18 protein-coding genes are annotated in these 18,755 nt (G+C 65.9%); 9 read left to right on the forward strand and 9 right to left on the reverse strand.

Annotation, left to right across the window (positions count from 1 at the left end):
* Positions 1-18: 18 nt before the first annotated feature.
* Both HPT29_RS16445 and HPT29_RS16450 read right to left on the reverse strand, forming a co-directional pair.
* On the reverse strand, positions 19-1,278 hold the full coding sequence (locus HPT29_RS16445; RefSeq protein ID WP_371823225.1) for an ABC transporter substrate-binding protein: 1,260 nt from the start codon (positions 1,276-1,278) through the stop codon (positions 19-21).
* A 64-nt stretch (positions 1,279-1,342) separates the two neighbouring features.
* Entirely contained in the window at positions 1,343-2,416 is a 1,074-nt protein-coding gene (locus HPT29_RS16450) for an ABC transporter ATP-binding protein (RefSeq protein ID WP_173949301.1), read from the reverse strand.
* Positions 2,417-2,749: 333 nt separating this feature from the next.
* On the opposite strand from HPT29_RS16450, the gene HPT29_RS16455 reads away from it, so the two are divergent.
* Together HPT29_RS16455 and HPT29_RS16460 are read left to right on the forward strand one after the other, a co-directional pair.
* A complete protein-coding gene (locus HPT29_RS16455; protein WP_259060102.1) occupies positions 2,750-3,754 on the forward strand; it encodes a LacI family DNA-binding transcriptional regulator in 1,005 nt (334 codons plus the stop codon).
* Positions 3,755-3,947: 193 nt separating this feature from the next.
* Positions 3,948-4,301, forward strand: a complete 354-nt coding sequence (locus HPT29_RS16460; protein ID WP_173949300.1) for a RidA family protein — start codon at positions 3,948-3,950, stop codon at positions 4,299-4,301.
* Between the two features lie 13 nt (positions 4,302-4,314).
* On the opposite strand, the gene HPT29_RS16465 is transcribed toward HPT29_RS16460, so the two are convergent.
* Complete coding sequence (locus tag HPT29_RS16465; protein ID WP_173949299.1) at positions 4,315-5,112, reverse strand: glycosyltransferase family 2 protein; 798 nt, start codon at positions 5,110-5,112, stop codon at positions 4,315-4,317.
* A gap of 98 nt (positions 5,113-5,210) precedes the next feature.
* Complete coding sequence (locus HPT29_RS16470; protein ID WP_173949298.1) at positions 5,211-6,020, reverse strand: endonuclease/exonuclease/phosphatase family protein; 810 nt, start codon at positions 6,018-6,020, stop codon at positions 5,211-5,213.
* A gap of 248 nt (positions 6,021-6,268) precedes the next feature.
* Between HPT29_RS16470 and HPT29_RS16475 the strand changes: the two genes are divergently transcribed.
* Positions 6,269-8,794 carry a heavy metal translocating P-type ATPase gene (locus HPT29_RS16475; RefSeq protein ID WP_173949297.1) on the forward strand — a complete coding sequence of 842 codons (2,526 nt, stop codon included), beginning with the start codon at positions 6,269-6,271 and terminating at the stop codon, positions 8,792-8,794.
* The gene (cueR, locus tag HPT29_RS16480) at positions 8,791-9,246 is read left to right on the forward strand and encodes a Cu(I)-responsive transcriptional regulator (RefSeq protein ID WP_173949296.1); all 456 of its coding nucleotides are present in this window, start codon (positions 8,791-8,793) and stop codon (positions 9,244-9,246) included. Before HPT29_RS16475 ends, cueR begins: the two co-directional genes overlap by 4 nt.
* A gap of 129 nt (positions 9,247-9,375) precedes the next feature.
* Here cueR and HPT29_RS16485 read toward each other — a convergent pair whose 3' ends face one another.
* Positions 9,376-9,954, reverse strand: coding sequence for a tyrosine phosphatase family protein (locus HPT29_RS16485; RefSeq protein WP_173949295.1), 579 nt, complete (start codon positions 9,952-9,954; stop codon positions 9,376-9,378).
* 259 nt (positions 9,955-10,213) lie between these two features.
* Between HPT29_RS16485 and HPT29_RS16490 the strand changes: the two genes are divergently transcribed.
* The 3 genes from HPT29_RS16490 (at position 10,214) to HPT29_RS16500 (ending at position 11,872) form a co-directional block, all read left to right on the forward strand.
* A complete protein-coding gene (locus tag HPT29_RS16490; protein WP_173949294.1) occupies positions 10,214-10,945 on the forward strand; it encodes a L,D-transpeptidase in 732 nt (243 codons plus the stop codon).
* 105 nt (positions 10,946-11,050) lie between these two features.
* On the forward strand, positions 11,051-11,254 hold the full coding sequence (locus HPT29_RS16495; protein ID WP_173949293.1) for a YgaP family membrane protein: 204 nt from the start codon (positions 11,051-11,053) through the stop codon (positions 11,252-11,254).
* A 234-nt stretch (positions 11,255-11,488) separates the two neighbouring features.
* Positions 11,489-11,872: a DUF1622 domain-containing protein gene (locus HPT29_RS16500; RefSeq protein ID WP_173949292.1), complete on the forward strand. Its 384-nt coding sequence runs from the start codon at positions 11,489-11,491 to the stop codon at positions 11,870-11,872.
* On the opposite strand, the gene HPT29_RS16505 is transcribed toward HPT29_RS16500, so the two are convergent.
* Positions 11,855-12,814 carry a homocysteine S-methyltransferase family protein gene (locus HPT29_RS16505; protein ID WP_173949291.1) on the reverse strand — a complete coding sequence of 320 codons (960 nt, stop codon included), beginning with the start codon at positions 12,812-12,814 and terminating at the stop codon, positions 11,855-11,857. The genes HPT29_RS16500 and HPT29_RS16505 overlap by 18 nt on opposite strands.
* Positions 12,815-13,067: 253 nt before the next feature.
* Between HPT29_RS16505 and HPT29_RS16510 the strand changes: the two genes are divergently transcribed.
* Both HPT29_RS16510 and HPT29_RS16515 read left to right on the forward strand, forming a co-directional pair.
* Complete coding sequence (locus HPT29_RS16510) at positions 13,068-13,760, forward strand: EAL domain-containing protein (protein WP_247654711.1); 693 nt, start codon at positions 13,068-13,070, stop codon at positions 13,758-13,760.
* A gap of 252 nt (positions 13,761-14,012) precedes the next feature.
* The gene (locus HPT29_RS16515; protein ID WP_173949289.1) at positions 14,013-14,843 is read left to right on the forward strand and encodes an alpha/beta fold hydrolase; all 831 of its coding nucleotides are present in this window, start codon (positions 14,013-14,015) and stop codon (positions 14,841-14,843) included.
* Between the two features lie 128 nt (positions 14,844-14,971).
* Here HPT29_RS16515 and tyrS read toward each other — a convergent pair whose 3' ends face one another.
* The 3 genes from tyrS to HPT29_RS16530 all read right to left on the reverse strand — a co-directional run bounded on the left by tyrS (position 14,972) and on the right by HPT29_RS16530 (position 18,739).
* Positions 14,972-16,225, reverse strand: coding sequence for a tyrosine--tRNA ligase (tyrS, locus tag HPT29_RS16520; RefSeq protein WP_173949288.1), 1,254 nt, complete (start codon positions 16,223-16,225; stop codon positions 14,972-14,974).
* A 207-nt stretch (positions 16,226-16,432) separates the two neighbouring features.
* Positions 16,433-17,407, reverse strand: coding sequence for a phosphoribosylaminoimidazolesuccinocarboxamide synthase (locus HPT29_RS16525; protein ID WP_173949287.1), 975 nt, complete (start codon positions 17,405-17,407; stop codon positions 16,433-16,435).
* A gap of 228 nt (positions 17,408-17,635) precedes the next feature.
* Positions 17,636-18,739, reverse strand: a complete 1,104-nt coding sequence (locus tag HPT29_RS16530; RefSeq protein ID WP_173949286.1) for a LolA family protein — start codon at positions 18,737-18,739, stop codon at positions 17,636-17,638.
* Positions 18,740-18,755: the final 16 nt, after the last annotated feature.

Below are 18,755 nucleotides of genomic sequence, written 5' to 3' on the forward strand. Positions count from 1 at the left end.
GATGGGTGTGGATGCGGGTTAGCGCAGAACGCGGCGCAGACGACCTTCCATCTGCGTGGCGCCTTCCTCAGGTGTGGACTGCCCGGCCAAAACGGCGTTGACCGTGGTCCGGATGATGTCGCTCACCTCGTTGTAGCGGGGCGTCACCGGCCGGGCCTTCGCGGTCTCCACAACCGGTCGGGCGCTGGCAAACCACGGAACCGCCTTGGTCACGTCCGCATCGGTGTAGACATCGGGGAATTGCGGAAGCAGAGCGGCGTTGATCGCCATGAACTCCGAGGTCTCGGGGCTCGACAGATACTGAACGAACTTCTGCGCTTCGGTCTTGTTGTTGGAATAGGCGGACACTCCCCATTCCCAGCCGCCCAGGCAGGAGGCCGGCTGGCCGCCCTGCACGGCGGGAAGCTTCACGACCCCGACCTTGTCCTTCACGGCGGATTCGGCGCCCTGGAACTGCCCCCAGGCGTACGACCAGTTGACGGCGAACAGCACGTTGCCGGCCTGGAATTCCTTGCGCGTGTCATCGGTCGCGACTTCCGCGATGTTCTTCTTGGCGACACCCTGGTCGACAAAGTCCTTCCACAGCTTCAGCGACTTCACCGCGGCTTCCTTGTCGAAGGACAGCTTGCCGTTGGAGACCAACTGCTTTCCCATGCTCCAGTACGGCAGCAGGAAGGTGCAGACCGCGCCCTCGATTGCCTTGCCCTGGAAGGAGAGCCCCTGGAGGTTCGTATCCTTCTCGGATTCGGTGACCTTCTTGGCCGCGGTCGCAAGCTCGTCCCAGGTCTGCGGCGGCTGGATCCCGTGTTTCTCGAGAAGATCCTTGCGGTAGTAGAGGAACATGGCATCGGCGAAGGCCGGCAGCGCCACGACCTTGCCCTCGACGGTGTTCGCTTCGGCATAGGCCGGCAGGTAACGCTTCATGTAGGCATCGGCGTCACCGCCGAGCACCTCGTTGAATGGCACGGTCCAGCCGGCTGCCGCATACTGCGCCGGGCGGATCACATCGAGAATCATGACATCGAGCGAAGAATCCTTCGCAGTCATGACGGTGTTGAGGTACTGCGCCTGCGCCTCGGACGTGTTGCCCCCGGTCTCGATGGTCACCTTCACGTTCGGGTTCTTGGCCTCGTACATGTCGAAGGCCTTGCGCCAGACATCCGGACGATGCTGGCTGGACACGAACACGCGCAGATTGGTCTGGGCCACGGCGGCTGAGGCCGTCAGGGTGAGGGCCGCGCCGGCCAGAAGCAGTTTCATGGTTCTGTTCACGATCATCATTTCCTCCTTTAAGTTTTGTCGGAGCCGGTGCCTTGCCGGCTCTTTTTATTGCCATGGCCCCTCAGACGAGGGCCCGTTCCGTCGCCGCATCGAACAGGTGGATTCGGGAGGGATCGACACCGATGGACAGCGTCTCCCCAGGGCTCGGCCGCATCTCCGGCGCGACGCGCGCGGTCAGCGTGGACGAACCGAGAGCGAAATGGATCAGGGTATCGGAGCCCAGCGGCTCCACGACCTGCACTCTTCCGGACAGGGGCTGGCCTTCGCCCGACGGCAGGAAATGCTCGGGACGGATGCCGACGACGACGTCGCGCCCCTCGAGCGCGCCTGCCTGTCCCGCCGGGCGGCTCTGAAGCGGAATGCTGGAACCGCCATCGAACACCACGGCCCCGCCGTGGATCGTACCTTTGGCGAAATTCATGGCAGGGGATCCGATGAACCCACCCACGAACACGCTCGCCGGAGTGTTGTAGACCTCATCGGGCGTGCCGACCTGCTCGATCTCGCCGCCCTTCAGGATTACGATGCGGTCCGCCAGAGTCATCGCCTCGACCTGGTCGTGCGTCACGTAGATGATCGTTGTGCCGATGGCCTGATGGAGGCGCTTGATCTCGGTTCGGACCTGACCACGCAGCTTGGCATCGAGATTCGAGAGCGGCTCGTCGAACAGAAAGACCTGGGGACGGCGCACGATGGCCCGCCCCATGGCCACGCGCTGGCGCTGCCCGCCGGAGAGCTGGCTCGGCTTGCGGTCGAGCAGTTGGGAGATGCCCAGCATCTCGGCCGCCTGTGCGATACGGGGCTGGATGTCGGCCGCCGGGACACCGCGGACCTTCAGGCTGAAAGCCATGTTCTCGTAGACGGTCTTGTGCGGGTAGAGGGCGTAGTCCTGGAACACCATGGCGATATCGCGCTCGCGCGGTGGCAGCCGGTTCACCACCTTGTCGCCGATTCGGATCTCGCCGTCGCTGATGCTCTCGAGGCCAGCGAGCATGCGCAAGGTCGTCGACTTTCCGCAGCCGGACGGACCGACCAGCACGACGAATTCGCGGTCGGCGATCTCCAGGTCGATTCCCTTCACGATCCGAAGCGCACCATAACTCTTCTCAAGCTTACGGAAGCTGACTGACGACATGCTCCCTCCCTGTTGTTTTGCGCCGCGCTCCAAGCCGGCACGCCTGCGCCCCTGCGATTGATCCCAGGTCGATTTAGTCTATGAAATCATCATAGCGCTACGATAAGCAGCACGCAAGAGGCTTCTCCAATTGACCAAGAATGCTTGCTGACGGCTCGGCCGTTCTGAAAAATCTATCGAAAACGAGCGGTACGGCGCTTTTTCGTTTGATATGCGAGCCTTCTGTCCTATATTTAGGAGAGCTTCTTCCATCGAAGCGCTACGAAAATAGGGAAGCCGATGGACGCCGATAGCAGCAGCTTGCAGACTCGCGGCACCCGTAAGCGGCGCAAGATGCAGCGTGTCACGATGATGGACGTGGCCAAGCTCGCGCAGGTGTCCCCTTCCACGGTCTCGCTTTATCTTCGCAAACCCGCCGCCGTCTCGGCTGCGGCCGGGCAGGAGATCGCCCGCGCCATCTCGACTCTGGGCTACGTTCCCAATCTGGTGGCGGGTGGGTTGGCTGCAGCATCCTCGAAGGTCGTCAGCATCATCGTTCCCTCCATCCGCAACGCCTTCTTCGCCGAAACAGTCTCGACGCTCCAATCGGAACTGGCCGCGGAGGGCCTTCAGGTGCTCCTCGGCCATAGCGAATACGGCGAAGATCAGGAGGAGGCCTTGGTCCGAACGGCGCTCTCCTGGGCGCCGGCCGCCGTGGTCCTGACGGGGCTGTCCCACAGCGCCGAGACCCGAAAGCTCCTGCAGGCGAGCGGCGTGCCCGTGGTCGAAATGTGGGAGCTCGGAGGGAAGCCGATCGACATGGCCGTCGGCTTCTCGCACCCGCATGTGGGCGCGTCCGCCGCGAGACATCTCCTGTCGAAGGGCCGCCGGGCCATCGTCTTCCTCGGCGCGCGCATGCAGGAGGACCATCGCGCCGAGAAGCGCGCGAGCGGTTTTGCCGAGACGGCCCGCATGGGAGACGTCCTATCGTACGAGATCATCAATCATCCCGGCGCTGCTACCGTCGAGGCCGGCTCCCTCCTTCTGACCCGTGCCCTTGAGCGGATCCCGAATCTGGACGGCATCGCGTGCTCGAACGATCTGATCGCCCTGGGCGTGCTCTTCGAGTGTCAGCGTCGAGGAATCACCGTTCCGGACGATATTGCGGTCGTCGGCTTCGGCGATCTGGACTTCAGCGCCTCATGCATCCCTTCCCTGACCACGATTCGCCCCTCGGGTGATCTGATCGGAAGGGAGGTCGCCCGGCTGATACTCAACAGCATCCAGGGCGAACGCCCGGAGGGAAGTGCGCGAATTATCGATACCGGCCATGTCCTGATCGAGCGGCGGAGCACGTGACGACGGTTAGGCGTTTCAAACGCCCCAGCACGCTCGGAGCGATCGTCGGGACGGAGCAACGGTACTCCTGTGGACTCCTCCGGTCAGTGGAATCGGGCGCGTCACCCCTGACTCGACTGGAGTTCGTAGCTGTCACCCGTTCTCCGCTTGTGGTAGGAGCCGGATCGGCAATCGGACATGGGAGAGCAGAATCGTGACAGACATCCGCCGCATCGGGGTCGCCGCACGCTACAGCGATCTCGTGATCCACGATGGAACGGCCCGTTTCTCTGGCTACGTGCCAGAGACCACTCTAGGGCATTCGGTCTCCGAGCAGACCCGGGACATCCTCGAGCAGATCGAGCAGTCGCTGGCCGAGATCGGCAGCGACAAAGCCAAGCTCCTGCACGCGATGATCTGGTTGGCGGATATGTCCGATTATGGCGCCATGAATGCCGTCTGGGACTCCTGGATCATTCCGGGTCAGGCTCCGGCCCGCGCGTGTGTCGAGGCGAGGCTGGCCAACCCCGACTACAAGCTCGAGATCCAGGTCGTCGTCGCCCTCTGATCTCTGGCCCCGGTCACGCCCGCTCGGCTCTCGCGCCCGACTTTGCGAGCGCACCCAGGCGCTTGCGCTCGTAGTGCTTCGCCAGCCGCAGGTGGCGCCATGTGGCGTAGTTCATGGAGATCAGGAAACCATAGGTTCCGCGCAGGAAGTGCAACCGGCCGAAATAGACCTTCAGGAACGCGGCCGGGAATTCGAAATAGACCCGCCAGGTCGGAATCGAGATGCCCCTGACCTCGAGATCGACCGCCTGCTGATCGGCGTAGCTGTTGAGCTTGGCCAGCTGGTCCCCAAGGGAGCGCACCGACCGGTGGTGCACCAGGCCCTTCAGCTTCCCGACCTTGGTCCCAGGCTTCAGGTCGACTCGATCATGAACGAGCGAGGACGAATACCGGCCGGCATCCCGGCGATAGAGGCGGACCGGGGCGATCCGGTACGCCAGCGGATGCGGAGCGCTCTCCCCGGGATAGGTCTCGGCGATGCGGATTCCATAGGCTTGGCGGGCCGGCTCCCCATGGGCGAACAGCGCCCGCATCTCGGCGAGCAGCTCCGGCGAGACCTCCTCGTCCGCATCCAGGTTCAACAGCCACTCGTAACGGCACTGGTCCTCCGCGAAGCGCTTCTGGAGACCGTAGCCCGGCCAGGGATTGAAGATCACCCGAGCACCGAGGTCCTGGGCCACCGCCTGGGTTCCATCCGTCGAGCCCGAGTCGACCACGACGATATCGTCCGTCAGTCCGCGGACCGCACGGATGGTGGCTCCGATCCGGTCGGCCTCGTTCTTGGCAATGATGAAAACGGAAACGGGAAGCATGGCACCGGGTGCCTAGCCGCCCTGAAGTTCCGTGGCAAGGGCTTTGAAACGTCACAGGGTCGCGCGGCCGTCCGGCGCTTCCGATCCGGCGACACCCCTCAGAGAAGCTCGCCCTCGCGGGCTTGGCTTGCGGCGGACGTTCCCTGGCGTTTGCGCACGCGCAGTTCCGCCAGGAGCGGGAAATGGTCCGATGCGACCCGGGTCAAAGGATTGCGGACAGGCCCGGCATCGATCACTTCGATAGACTTTGTCACGAAGACATGGTCGAGGCGCAGGACCGGCGCCCGGGTGTGGAAGGTCGGTTGCGGCTCTCCGAAAGAGTTGGAAAGCTGGGCGTCCTGCATCCGGTTCGCGATCATCCGGTAGGACCGCGAATATGGCGGCGCGTTGAAGTCGCCCAGCAACACAGCCGGATCGCCGCAATCCGGGTGGCCGATCCAATCCGACCCGATGAGGGCGGACGCCTGGGTACGCCGTTCTCCGGAGCGCAGCGACAGATGGGCATTGACCACCTGGATGGCCTGGCCGTCCACCTCGACGGCAACCCAGAGGGCGCTGCGCTTCTCGAAGGAGGGCCGCGTCGACTGCGTGGGCAGACGCCCGGACTTGACGATCTTCGAGGCATGGCGGGTCAGGACGGCGATGCCGTATTGCTCGCCCAGGATCCGGATCGTCGGCTGAAAATGGAGGTCCATCCCGAGGCGGGACGCCACGGCAGCCGCCTGATCGATCTCTCCGGACCGCACCCGGCCGACGCGAACCTCTTGCAACGCCACGATGTCCGGATCGCAGGACGCAATGACTTCTGCGATCCGCTGTGGGGAGATCTGCCTGTCCGTGCCGAGCCAGCGATGGACGTTGTAGGTGAGGATCCGAAGGGTTCGCCCCTGTTTGTCGCTATGCTTCAAAGGTCGGCACCGGCTCAATCATTCGTGACAGGTAAATGCACCGCGTCGTTCGGCACAAGCAGGAATTCACCTGCCGCCTAAGCGGCAAACGTGTCGGATCAATGACCCAAACTCGACCCTGGTTCCCTCGGCGCAACCCTGGCAGGCGTCTGATCTGGGTCTCCTTGGAACGGTTTTTCACGCCCCTTGACCTTCCCATGATTGGAAGGATTACACGCTCGTCCCATATGAGGACCAGGAGACTCACCATGGCCGCCGGCAAGACCGTTCCGATCGACACTATCGATATTTCCATCCAGGGCATGACCTGTGCCTCCTGCGTCGGTCGCGTGGAGAAGGCGATCCGCTCGGTGGAGGGCGTCACGGCGGCCAACGTCAACCTTGCGACAGAACGGGCCCATGTGGAGTTCGTGCCCTCCGCGATCACGCCCACGGGAGTCGCTGACGCCATCCGGGCCGCAGGTTACGAGCCCTCCGAAGATGCGCTCGAGCTGAAGATCGACGGCATGACCTGCGCGTCCTGCGTCAACAGGGTCGAGAAGGCGCTCAAGCGCGTCCCGGGCGTCGCCGATGCTTCCGTCAATCTTGCGACGGAGCGGGCTTCCATCCGCTATCTCGGCGACCCGGACATCGTGGGGCGTCTGATCGGAGCCGTCGAACAGGCTGGCTACGAGGCCACGGTGATCCGGCCGGAAGACGGACGGGCCGATCGCGAGCGGGCGGCCCGGGAGGCGGAGATCGCCGGCCTTCGGCGGTCCCTGCTGGTCGCCGCGGCTCTCACCCTGCCGGTCTTCGGGTTTGAGATGGGCTCCCACGTCATCCCGGCCGTCCATGACTGGATCATGGGAACGCTGGGGCACCGCAACAGCTGGTACCTGCAATTCGCCCTGAGCACCCTGGTCCTGTTCGGTCCGGGTCTGCGCTTCTTCCGAAAGGGCATCCCTGCCCTCCTGCGCAGGGCCCCGGACATGAACTCGCTGGTCGCCCTCGGCACGAGCGCGGCCTATGCCTATTCGGTGGTGGCGACCTTCCTGCCTGGGGTCCTGCCGGCCCCTATGGAGAACGTCTATTACGAGGCCGCCGCCGTCATCGTGACCCTGATCCTGCTGGGCCGCTTCTTCGAAGCCAAGGCCAAGGGCCGCACCTCGGAGGCGATCAAGCGCCTCATGGGTCTCCAGGCGAAGACGGCCCGGGTGGTCCGGAGCGGCGAGGCGCTGGAGATTCCCCTCAACCAGGTTCTGAGCGGCGATCTCGTCCAGGTCCGCCCCGGCGAGAAGGTCCCGGTCGATGGTGAATTGGTGGAAGGATCTTCCTTCGTCGATGAATCCATGATCACCGGAGAGCCGGTCCCGGCCCAGAAATCCCCTGGTAGCGAAGTGGTGGGAGGTACCATCAACCGAACCGGCAGCTTCACGTTCCGGGCCACCCGGATCGGAGCCGACACGGTCCTGGCCCAGATCATCCGGATGGTCGAGCAGGCTCAAGGGTCGAAGCTGCCGATCCAAGCCCTCGTCGACCGGGTGACCGCCTGGTTCGTGCCCGCCGTCATGGCGGCCGCCGCCCTCACCTTCGTCGTTTGGCTCCTCGTCGGCCCCGACCCGGCCCTCACGTTCGCGTTGGTCAATGCGGTGGCCGTGCTGATCATCGCCTGCCCCTGCGCCATGGGGTTGGCGACCCCGACTTCGATCATGGTCGGAACCGGACGGGCGGCGGAGCTCGGAGTGCTCTTCCGGCAGGGCGAGGCCCTCCAGAGCCTCAAGGAGGTCAGAGTCGTGGCCCTCGACAAGACCGGCACCCTCACGGAAGGACGCCCCGAGCTGACCGACTTCGTGACCGCGCCCGGCGTCTCCGAGGCCGAAGCGCTGCGGCTGGTCGCCGCCGTGGAGAGCCGCTCCGAGCACCCGGTCGCGCAGGCCATCGTGGCGGCCGCCGAGCGGCGGGGTCTCGCCCTGCCGCCCGCGGAAGGCTTCGAGGCCGAGCCGGGCTTCGGCGTCTCGGCCTCGGTCGAGGGGCGGAGAGTGGCCGTCGGAGCGGACCGCTTCATGACGAAGCTCGGGCTGAGCGTCACCGGCTTCGGCGACATCGCAGCCCGCCTGGGCGCCGAGGGCAAGAGCCCGCTCTATGCCGCCATCGACAGTAGGCTCGCGGCCATCGTGGCGGTCGCGGATCCGATCAAGCCGTCGAGCCCGGAAGCGGTCGCGGCTCTGCACGCGCTCGGGCTGAAGGTCGCCATGATCACCGGCGACAACCGCAGAACCGCCGAGGCGATCGCAAAGCGGATCGGGATCGACGAAGTCGAGGCCGAGGTGCTGCCTGACGGCAAGGTCGAGGCGGTGAAGCGCCTGCGCGGGCAGCACGGCCCGATCGCCTTCGTGGGCGACGGCATCAACGACGCGCCGGCCCTGGCGGAGGCCGATATCGGCATCGCCATCGGGACCGGGACGGACATCGCCATCGAGAGCGCCGACGTGGTGCTCATGTCGGGCGATGTGCGCGGCGTGGTCAACGCCATCGCGTTGTCGAAGGCGACGATTCGCAACATCCGGCAGAACCTGTTCTGGGCCTTCGCCTACAACGTCCTGCTGATCCCAGTGGCGGCCGGCGTGCTCTATCCGGTCGACGGCACCCTGCTGTCGCCGGTCATCGCGGCCGGCGCCATGGCGCTGTCCAGCGTCTTCGTTCTCGGCAACGCCCTGCGCCTGCGCCGCTTCAAGGCTCCGGCCGCATCGGGGCACGCCCTCCCCCGCTCTCGAACCGTCGAAGGTGTCGCATGAATATCGGGCAGGTCGCCGCGGCGTCCGGCGTTTCGGCCAAGATGATCCGCTACTATGAATCCATCGGGCTGATCCCGAAGACCGTGCGCACGGAATCCGGCTACCGGGTCTATTCTGATCATGACGTGCACACCCTGCGCTTCATCCGGCGCTCGCGCGATCTCGGCTTCTCGGTCGAGCAGATCGCCGATCTCGTGTCCCTGTGGCAGGACCGCGACCGGGCGAGCAAGGACGTGAAGGCCATCGCGCTCGACCATGTCGGCGTGCTCGAGCGCAAGATTCGGGAACTGCAGGAGATGGCCTCGACCCTGAAGCATCTCGCCAACAACTGCCACGGGGATGCGCGCCCGCATTGCCCGATCATCGAGGAGCTGGCGAACGACGAGGCCGCGCCGCTCCCGGTGAAGCCGGACGCGAAGTTCGGCGCGTTGGGAAAGGCGCCGGGGCGGTAGACACCTTTGCCCGTCATGGCCGGGCTTGTCCCGGCCATCCCGCTCATGTGAAGCGCCGTGTCTTTCCGATCGGGATCACCGGCACGAGGCCGGCGATGACGAAGACGGTCGATGCCTCATCCCGCCCCCTCACGCTGCCATCTCGACCTCGCGGCCGCGGCCGAGATCGTGCATGATCCGCACATAATCCGGCCTGCGGCGGATCTGGCGTCCGTAGTGCCGCCGCAGGGCCTCGGTGAGCCGCCCGTCGCGCGACAGAAGCCCGTCGGCGAAATCGACCATGCGGGAATTCGGCCAGGCCTGGGGCCGGATTTCTACGAGGCGCTCGAACAACGCGTCCTCGCCTTCGCCCGGATTGGACTGCGCCATGAGCGTCAGCATCGCGGCGGTCGAGCGCGAGACGCCCATGTGGCAATGGACGAGCAGGTGACCCTCGGCCCGGTCGGCCCGCCCCTCGCCCACCTCGTCCCCGAAGCGGAGAATGGCCTCCACGTCCGTTCGCGCAGGCAGGATCATGCCCGGGATCGGCAGGATGATGTCGTGGAAGCGCAGGATCGTTCGGTGATGCGGATCGTAGGCTTCAAAGACCTCCGGATCGGGGTGATCCGGGTCGAGAATGGACAGGACATGCGTCACGGACCGTTCGCGCTGGTCCGGAAGTTCCGAGATGCCGCACACCGTGAGCATCTGAATGGAAGGGCGGTGCATGATCAACGCTCACTCGTTGCATGAATTGGGACAAAAACCTTAACGGGCCTCACGAAAGAGTTAACTCGTTGCGATCCAAATGGATCGGGTCGTTCAAAATACTGTGTCTTGCAAACAACACTGGACCTTTGCCACATTTGCGCCATGTGAGATCCACCTTGTCGTCACCGGCTAGGCTATGTCTCTTCATGAGTAATGCTGCCGCTTCCGAACACCGGCAGATGAACCCCAAAAACAGAAACTGCAGGTCACCCCACTGATGTTTGCTGCCTTGGCTTCGTGCCCGTCACCGTTGAAAAACGCGATCCGCTTTGCGGCGGTTCTCCTTCCGATGGCCCTGGCGGCCTGCGTCACCACGCAAGCCCCTCCGCAGCAAGCCGTGCGCCGCATCGATCCCGCCTATGCCGCCATGTACGGACCCCGGCCGGACGAGCCGCATCCGCTGCCCGCCACCGACATCTCCGAAGTCGACCCGCGCTTCCTGCGCCGCGAGGTGGCCTATTACGGCCGCGAGGAACCCGGCACCATCGTGGTCGACACCGAGGCGCGCCATCTCTATCTCGTGCGCGAGGGCGGCCGGGCGATCCGCTACGGCATCGGCGTCGGCAAGGAAGGCCTGGCCTGGAGCGGCCGCGCCCGCATCGGCCGCAAGGCCATGTGGCCGCGCTGGACTCCGACCGCCTCCATGATCCGCCGCGAGCCCGAGCGCAATGCCCGCTGGGCCGGCGGTATGGAGGGCGGCCTGAGCAATCCGCTCGGAGCGCGCGCGCTCTACCTCTACAACAACGGCCAGGACACCATGTACCGGCTCCACGGCACCACCGAGCCTTGGTCCATCGGCCAGTCCGTGTCGAGCGGCTGCATCCGCCTGTTCAACCAGGACATCATCGACCTCTACAGCCGCGTGCCCGTCGGCTCGCCCGTGGTCGTCCTGCAGGGCCAGCGCCTGTTCGACGTGGAGGACGGAGCGCGGGTCTCGTCGGCCTATTGAGACGACCGCATCGGGATCAAAAGGGTCAGCCGACGGCTGGCCCTTTTTCTTTTGCTCCCGTCAGCCGTGCTGTAGAATCGCCGCGTCTCTCCTGGAGGCGTGGTCATGACAGTCGAACGTGCGATCCTTCTGACCGTCGGCGGGCTCATCATCGTGAGCGTCCTGCTCGCCGTCTACGTGAATATCCACTGGCTCTGGCTCACCGGGCTCCTCGGCGCCCATCTGGTGCAGGCGTCCTTCACGGGCCTGTGCCCGGTGGTGAGGATGTTCAAGCGCATGGGCCTGCCGAGCAAGCCAGGCTTCACGTGATCCGGTAGCGAGCCCGGCTCTATCGTCGCCTCTTCACCCTCCCCCGTCATGGCCGGCCTCGTGCCGGCCATCCCGATTGTTTTGAGCGTGACGCCTCTCGGATCGAGATCACCGGCACGAGGCCGGTGCTGACGAACGTGCGATCGGCCCGGGCGTCCCTCCCCCTGGAGGCTTCGCCGAACTGTCCTATGAATCTATGTCCATGAAGCTCAAGGATCGCTCCAGGGATCGCTCATGGACGAATGGTTTTTCTCAGCGCTCAAACTGACGACCCGCGCCATCGAGGTCGGCGGGATCGCCATCATCGTCCTGGGCATTCTCGGAGCGAGTCTCGCGGTCCTCTGGCAGGTCCTGCACGGGCGATCGGGGTCGGCAGCCTTCAATCTCTACCGCTCGAATGTGGGCCGCGCGATCCTGCTCGGGCTCGAGTTCCTCGTCGCGGCCGACATCATCAACACGGTGGCGATCGAGCCATCGGTTCAGAGCCTGCTCATCCTCGGCGGTATCGTCCTGATCCGGACCTTCCTCAGCTTCTCGCTGGAGGTCGAGATCGAGGGCCGCTGGCCCTGGGACCGGCACAAGGCCGGCGGCGAACCCTCGTCAGACGGCACCGCCTGAGGCCGGAACGCAGGCCTCGCAGATCGCCGCCACATGACGATGATCGGTGCCGCAGCACCCTCCGAGCACCGACAGCTGCGTCATGCGCTCGCGCAGCCTCCGGTAGTGCCGGGCAAGGTCGTCGGGATCGCCCGGGTCGAGCTCGGTGGATTCATCGAGTTCCGCATGGCTCTTCGCCGACGCGTTGGCGCGAAGCCCCCGGATGCGCCGGATCCATTCGTCCCTGCCCGACAGGATGTCGTCGAAGTGGCTGGGATGCGCGCAGTTGATCATGTAATAGGCCGGGATATGGCCCGTATCCCGATCCGTCCGCTCGATGGCGGACCGGAGCGTCTCGCCGGTCGCAAGCCGGCCGTCGGTTTCGACCGTGAACGAGATCACCACCGGCAGGCCGAGAGCCTCCGCGGCCCGCGCGATGCCGATGGCCTCCTCCGCGTAGTTCATGGTGACGGCGCTGACCATATCCGCCCCGCCCTCGCGAAAGGCTTCCACCTGAGGCGCATGATAGGCCTGCGCCTCCTCCGCGCTCATCTGCGCGTCGGCGCGATAGCCGTCGCCGCGCGGACCGACGACACCGTTGATCAGGATGCGCTCTCTGGTATCGGAGAGGCGATCGCGAAGGCCGGCGGCCCAGCGCACCGCCTCCCGGTTCAGCTCGGACAGGTCCTCGACCGAGACATCGAGCTTGGCGCCCCAATCCGCGTTGGCCCGCCAGGTCGGCGTGTCGAGGATGAAGCCGACGTCCCGCTCCACGGCCGTGCGGATGTAGGGCGTGAAGTAATTCTCAAGCCTTTCTCGCCCCTCCTCGCTGCGCAGAAGTGGAAAGGCCGCAAAGCAGGGCAGATCGATCCCGTCGTGAAAGACGAGCGTCGTCTCGAGACCGCCGTCGGTCAGGAAGATCGCATCGCCCGGAGGCGGAAAGGCGAACCGGCTGCTGGTCATGGAAAGGCTCCCGCATTCGTTGCGAAAACGCACCTCCGTCAGCCCGACGCAGGATCGCGGACCACGGCAGGCGGAAAGATTGCCCGAATGCTCCTGATCCCGATGTGCCTTTCCTCACGTTAGGGCAATGGCAAGATCTTTCTCCCATATTCCCGCGTGGAATTCTCCAATGGTCGGAACGGAACTGTCAGTGGATACGAAGGTGGGATGCCAGGGCTGCCGGAACAGCGAACCGCTTCCGTTCGACTTCACCATGGCGTTCCACCCGATCGTCGATCTCGACCGCGGCACCGTCTGGGGCTACGAGGCGCTGGTCCGGGGGACGCAGGGTCAATCCGCCGGGCAGATCCTGAGCCAGGTCGATGAGCACCTGCAATACAAGTTCGATCAGGCCTGCCGGGTGAAGGCCATCGAACTGGCGGGCCGCCTCTTCCCGCGCACCGAGGAGACGCGGCTGTCCATCAACTTCATGCCGAACGCCGTCTACGAGCCCGCGGCCTGCATCCGGACGTCCCTGGAATCAGCCCGCCGCGTGGGCTTCGACGCGAGGCGGATCATGTTCGAGTTCACCGAGAACGAGCGGATGGCGGACACGAAGCACGTCGCCCGGATCATCGCGGAATACAAGCGCCTCGGCTTCATCACGGCCATCGACGATTTCGGCGCCGGACACGCGGGCCTGAACCTCCTCGCCAACTTCCAGACCGACCTCATCAAGATCGACATGGAAATCATCCGGGGCATCACGGACTCGGCCGCGCGCCGCGCGATCATCGCGGGCATCCTGGTGATGGCCCGCGCCCTCGACATCACGGTGATCGCCGAGGGCATCGAGACGAACGCGGAGCTCGCCACACTGCGTGGTGCCGGCATCAGCCTGTTCCAGGGCTTCCTCTTCGCCAGGCCTGCCGTCGAAAGCCTGCCGGTCGTTCCGCTCGTCGCCTGACCGGGCGGCGGACTTGGCAGTTGACGTAACGGTCGGGTGCGTTTAGGAATGCAGTCCCGGCCGCCAGCCGTCGCCACTCTTCCAGTGTCCGCCGGCTTCATCCCTGTCTTTCCTGCCGCTTCAGCCGCATGGTTGGCGCGCCCTGGCGGCCACGCATCGGCATGGCCCCGACGAAGACAGATGTTTTTCGCCAATCCCGCACAGCGCGATCACAGCAGACGCAGCCCGGGCTTGCTCTTCGGCGACACGTCCATGAGACCCTTCGAAACAGGTCTGTTCCTCGACAGAATACCCTATGTGACATCGGGATCGGGGCCCGATCCCATCGTCGTGCTCAACGGTGGGCAGGCTTTCGTCCGGCGACCGACCCCTGCCCGGGCGCAGCGGGATGCCAGGCGCATCGCGCGCCTGCTGCCCGCCGGCCGGCCGGTCTACGTGCTGGGCTATGACCCGGTGCCGTCAGCCGACCATTCCATCGGGACGATCGTCACCGACGTGGCGCGGATCCTGCGCGACGAGATCGGCCCGGCGACCGTGATGGGCATCTCGTTCGGCGGCTTCGTGGCCGCGCGGCTCGCGGCGGATCATCCTGATCTGGTGAAGCGGCTGATCCTGATGGTGAGCGCCCACCGCTTCTCGCCCGAGGGGCGCCGCAGCATCGACCGGCAGATCGACTGCGCCTGGCGGGGCGACCTCGAAGGGTTCCTCGACGAGTTCGGCCTGGTCTTCCGCCGCCCCTGGCTCAACTGGCTGATCCGCTGGCGATTCAGGCGGGAGCGGACGCGGCTGCGCGAGACGATGAACGATCCTGCGGTGATCGTCCGCGGCCTCAATGCCGTCGCGGGCGAGGATTTCGGCGGCGATCCGTCCTGGCTCGCGTACATCGCCGCGCCGACCCTGGTCGTCGGCGCGACCCGCGATCCGTTCTTCGACGTCGCGGCGCTCCAGGAGACCGCCCGCCACATCCCGTCCGCCCGGCTGCACCTCTTCGAGCGCGAGACCCATATGCTGCCCGTCGAGCGCGCCCGCGCCGCGGCGAAGGTGGTCAAGGGGTTTCTGGCGGCGCAGCCATTCGCCGGATGAGCCCCCTCGAAGCCCCACTCACGTCATCACCGGCACAAGCCCGGCCATGACGTGAGAGGCCGTGACCTGACGTGGGAGGGTGCGGCCACGACGGGAGAGGATGTCGTTCCTGGCCGAGCCATGCTTTCTCACCCGCTCACCTGCACCAGCACGTGGCGCTTCTTGCCGGCCGTCAGCTTCAGCGATCCGTCGGCGAGATCCGCGGGATCGACGGTGGCGTCCGCATTCTGCACGACCGTTCCGTTGAGTCGCGCACCGTTGTTGAGCACCAGGCGGCGCGCCTCGCTCTTGGAGCTGGACAACCCGGCCATCACGAGCAGCTGTGCGACCGTCACACCGGCATCGAGCTCGGACCGGGACAGGCCGATGCTCGGCAGCCCGGACGCGTTCTCGCCCTCCTCGAAGGCGCGGCGCGCCGTCTCGGCGGCGTCCCGCGCGGCCGCATCCCCGTGCGCGAGACAGGTCGCCTCATTGGCCAGGATCCGCTTCGCCTCGTTGATCTCGGAGCCCTTCAGCTGGCCGAGACGATGCACCTCGTCGAGGGGCAGCTCCGTGAAGAGGCGCAGGAAGCGGGCGACGTCGTCGTCCTCCGTGTTGCGCCAGAACTGCCAGAACGCGTATGGGCTGAGCTTCTCGGCGTTGAGCCACACCGCGCCGGTCGCGGTCTTGCCCATCTTGGCCCCAGCCGAGGTGGTGAGCAGCGGCGTCGTCAGCCCGAAGAGCTGGCGCTGGTCGATGCGGCGGGCGAGCTCGATGCCGTTGACGATGTTGCCCCACTGGTCCGATCCGCCCATCTGCAGTTCGCAGGCCTGATGGCGCGACAGCTCCAGGAAGTCGAAGGCCTGGAGCACCATGTAGTTGAACTCGAGCAGGGTGAGCGGCTGCTCGCGCTCGAGCCGCTGGCGCACACTGTCGAAGCTCAGCATCCGGTTGATCGTGAAATGGGTGCCGAAATCGCGCAGGAACGGCAGGTAGCGCAGGGGATCGAGCCAGGCGGCGTTGTCCACCATCACGGCGTCGGTCGGCCCGTCGCCGAAGGCGAGGTAGCGGGAGAAGACCTGCTTCAGGCCGGCGGCGTTGCGGGCTATCTGCCGGTCGTCGAGCAGCGGCCTGCTGGCATCGCGGAAGCTCGGATCGCCGATCTGCGTGGTGCCGCCGCCGATGAGCACGACAGGCTTGTGGCCGCATTTCTGCAGCCAGCGCAGGGCCATGATCTGCACGAGGCTGCCCACATGCAGGCTGTCCGCCGTGGCGTCGAAACCAATGTATGCAGCGACCGGCCCGGCCGCGAGCCGTGCGTCGAGGGCTTCGACATCGGTGCATTGGTGGATGAAGCCGCGCTCGGCGAGCGTCTTCAGGAAGTCGGATCTGGGGGTCGTCATCGTGTCGTCTCCTGGGATTGGCGGGAGCCGCTGCCCGGAGACCTGATCACCACATGAAGATGCCGCCGGAGAGCGGCGGCATCGAACGTTTGGTCGCAACCGAACGGAGCCGCCCTATGGGGACGGCGTAAAATAATTCACGAAGCTGGTGCGACCGGTGATCATGGGGCGCAAAATACGTGCGCGGGGCCTCACCGTCAACCGGCTTCAGAAGAAGCCTTTCAGATTCCCCCTCACCCGCTCCAGCACCGGGACGGCCGGGTCCGGCAATGGGAAGGCCTGACCGGTGATGCGCTCGAAGGCGTCGATGTAGACGCGCGCGGTCTCGAGCACCACGTCCTGCGGGATCTCCGGAATCGCGTCCTTGTAGGGATCGCAGCGGGCCGCCACCCAGGTGCGGATGAAGTCCTTGTCGAAGCTCTCGGGCCTCTCGCCGGCCTCGAAGCGACTCCGGTAGCTGTCCAGGAACCAGTAACGGCTCGAATCCGGCGTGTGGATCTCGTCGGCGATCATGATCGTGCCGGTCTCGTCGACGCCGAACTCGTACTTGGTGTCGACGAGGATCAGCCCGCGCTCGCGTGCCATCTCCCGGCCCCGGGCGAAGAGCGCGAGGGCGTAGTCGGAAACCGTCCGCCACTGCTCCTGGCTCAGAAGCCCCTGGCCGACGATCTCGGCCGGGGTAAGCGGTTCGTCGTGCCCGCCGTGGAAGGCCTTGCTCGTCGGCGTGATGATGGTCTCAGGCAGCTTCTCGTTGTCACGCATGCCGTCGGGCAGACGGATGCCGTACATCTCGCGCTCACCCTTTTTGTACAGGGACAGGATCGACGTGCCCGTGGTGCCGGCGAGATAGTCGCGCACCACGATTTCCACCGGCAGGATGGTGAGCCTGCGGCCGACCAGCACGTTGGGGTCGGGATATTCGATCACATGGTTGGGGCAGATGTCGGCGGTCGCCTCGAACCAGAACCGGGCCGTCTGAGTCAGCACCTGCCCCTTCAGGGGAATGGACGCGAGGTTGCGGTCGAAGGCGCTGATGCGGTCCGACGCGATGATGATGCGCCGCCCGTCCGGCAGGTCGTAGTTGTCGCGCACCTTGCCGCGATAATGGTTCGGCAGTTCCGGGATGGTCGCGTCCTCGAGGACGTAACCGGCATAGGCTCCAAGGGCTGCTCTATCCACCATGCTCACCTGCCAGGAATGTTCGGACGTGTTCTAAACCGAAATTCCCCGCACGCTAGATGCCAACCGGCGAAAAGATGCTCTTTCCACGCAGGCGGCCGGTGAGGACCTGAGACACCACGTCATCACCGGGCCTGTTCCGGTGACCCCGACGACGAATGGCGTGGTGCTCTGCTGATCGGGATGGCCGGGGCGAGCCCGGCCATGACGAATGGTGGCGGGTGGTGCCCTCTACTGGCCGGCCCTCGCGTCCCGGCGGTAGGTGGCGTTGACGCCCGAGAGGGTCACGGAGGTCTCGTAGCCCTGGGCGTCGATGATGGTCCATTGCTTGAGCGTGTTGGCCCGGCTGTCGTAGCGCAGGGTGATCTTCGAGGTGCCCCCGAGGGTCGCGCTGTCGTCGAACCGGACCGTCACCACGCCGTCGCGCCCGACCTGCACGTCGCGCACCTTGGTGTCCCGCGCCAGGTCGATGTTGTCCTGGACGAGGAACTTCAAAGGCGTCTGCCCGACCGGATAGACATCGTTGGTGCCGAGCTTCTTGTCGCGGATCGCCACGTTGCGCCCGTCCGAGATCACCTCGAGGGTGCTGGGCGGCGCATAGGCGAAGTGGAACTGGCCCGGGCGGCGCATGGAGAGCGTGCCCTCCGCCTGCTGGCCATTGGGGTTCTTCTGGACGAAATAGGCCGACATCACGTCGAGGCTGTTGAAATAGGCATTGACCCGGTCGAGCCCCTCCTCGGGCGTGCGGGGCCCGGGCGGCGATGTCGGCGTCGGAGCCGAGGAAGGCGCGGCCACCGAGGTCGGCGCCGATACGGTCTGGGCGGGTGTCGCCCGGGCGGGCTTCGGCGGCTCCGCCACCTTGGCCGGAGGCGGCGGGGCGGGCTTGGCCGGTTCGGCCGCCTGAACCGGGGGCTCGGGCGCCGGCTTCTGCGGTTCCGGCACGGCGGCCGGCTTCGTCTCGGCCTTCTCGGTTACAGGTGCTCGCGGCGGCTCGGGCTTCGCGGCCGTCTGCGGCGCGGGCTGGGGCTTGGAGCTCGGCTGAGGCTGCGCGGTCCGCTGGGGCGGGGTCTGCGGCTTCTGAGCCGTCGAGTTCGGCTTGGCCGTCGGCGGCTGCGTCCTGGCCTGCGGCTGCGCCTGGGGCCGTGGGGCGGGCTGCTGGGGAGCAGCCTGCGGAGCCGCCTGTTGGGGGGTGCTCCCGGCGGGGGCCTGCGGCTTCTTGAAGATGCCGTCGAGGAAGCGGGTCAGGGGATCGGGGGATTGCTGGGCCGCGGCCGGAGACGCGCACGCAAGTGCGACGGCAAGAGCAAGGAGACTACGCACGGACGAATGAAGCATGACGCGACTGCTAACC

Origin of the sequence: Microvirga terrae (assembly GCF_013307435.2) — a bacterium.
Lineage (GTDB): Bacteria > Pseudomonadota > Alphaproteobacteria > Rhizobiales > Beijerinckiaceae > Microvirga > Microvirga terrae.

What these genes read in the sequence shown, in the direction of transcription:
- HPT29_RS16445 (WP_371823225.1), bottom strand. Translation starts at nt 1,278, where the DNA reads ATGATCGTGAACAGAACCATGAAACTGCTTCTGGCCGGCGCGGCCCTC.
- HPT29_RS16450 (WP_173949301.1), bottom strand. Translation starts at nt 2,416, where the DNA reads ATGTCGTCAGTCAGCTTCCGTAAGCTTGAGAAGAGTTATGGTGCGCTT.
- HPT29_RS16455 (WP_259060102.1), top strand. Translation starts at nt 2,750, where the DNA reads ATGCAGCGTGTCACGATGATGGACGTGGCCAAGCTCGCGCAGGTGTCC.
- HPT29_RS16465 (WP_173949299.1), bottom strand. Translation starts at nt 5,112, where the DNA reads ATGCTTCCCGTTTCCGTTTTCATCATTGCCAAGAACGAGGCCGACCGG.
- HPT29_RS16475 (WP_173949297.1), top strand. Translation starts at nt 6,269, where the DNA reads ATGGCCGCCGGCAAGACCGTTCCGATCGACACTATCGATATTTCCATC.
- cueR (WP_173949296.1), top strand. Translation starts at nt 8,791, where the DNA reads ATGAATATCGGGCAGGTCGCCGCGGCGTCCGGCGTTTCGGCCAAGATG.
- HPT29_RS16485 (WP_173949295.1), bottom strand. Translation starts at nt 9,954, where the DNA reads ATGCACCGCCCTTCCATTCAGATGCTCACGGTGTGCGGCATCTCGGAA.
- HPT29_RS16490 (WP_173949294.1), top strand. Translation starts at nt 10,214, where the DNA reads ATGTTTGCTGCCTTGGCTTCGTGCCCGTCACCGTTGAAAAACGCGATC.
- HPT29_RS16495 (WP_173949293.1), top strand. Translation starts at nt 11,051, where the DNA reads ATGACAGTCGAACGTGCGATCCTTCTGACCGTCGGCGGGCTCATCATC.
- HPT29_RS16500 (WP_173949292.1), top strand. Translation starts at nt 11,489, where the DNA reads ATGGACGAATGGTTTTTCTCAGCGCTCAAACTGACGACCCGCGCCATC.
- HPT29_RS16505 (WP_173949291.1), bottom strand. Translation starts at nt 12,814, where the DNA reads ATGACCAGCAGCCGGTTCGCCTTTCCGCCTCCGGGCGATGCGATCTTC.
- HPT29_RS16510 (WP_247654711.1), top strand. Translation starts at nt 13,068, where the DNA reads ATGGCGTTCCACCCGATCGTCGATCTCGACCGCGGCACCGTCTGGGGC.
- HPT29_RS16515 (WP_173949289.1), top strand. Translation starts at nt 14,013, where the DNA reads ATGAGACCCTTCGAAACAGGTCTGTTCCTCGACAGAATACCCTATGTG.
- tyrS (WP_173949288.1), bottom strand. Translation starts at nt 16,225, where the DNA reads ATGACGACCCCCAGATCCGACTTCCTGAAGACGCTCGCCGAGCGCGGC.
- HPT29_RS16525 (WP_173949287.1), bottom strand. Translation starts at nt 17,407, where the DNA reads ATGGTGGATAGAGCAGCCCTTGGAGCCTATGCCGGTTACGTCCTCGAG.
- HPT29_RS16530 (WP_173949286.1), bottom strand. Translation starts at nt 18,739, where the DNA reads ATGCTTCATTCGTCCGTGCGTAGTCTCCTTGCTCTTGCCGTCGCACTT.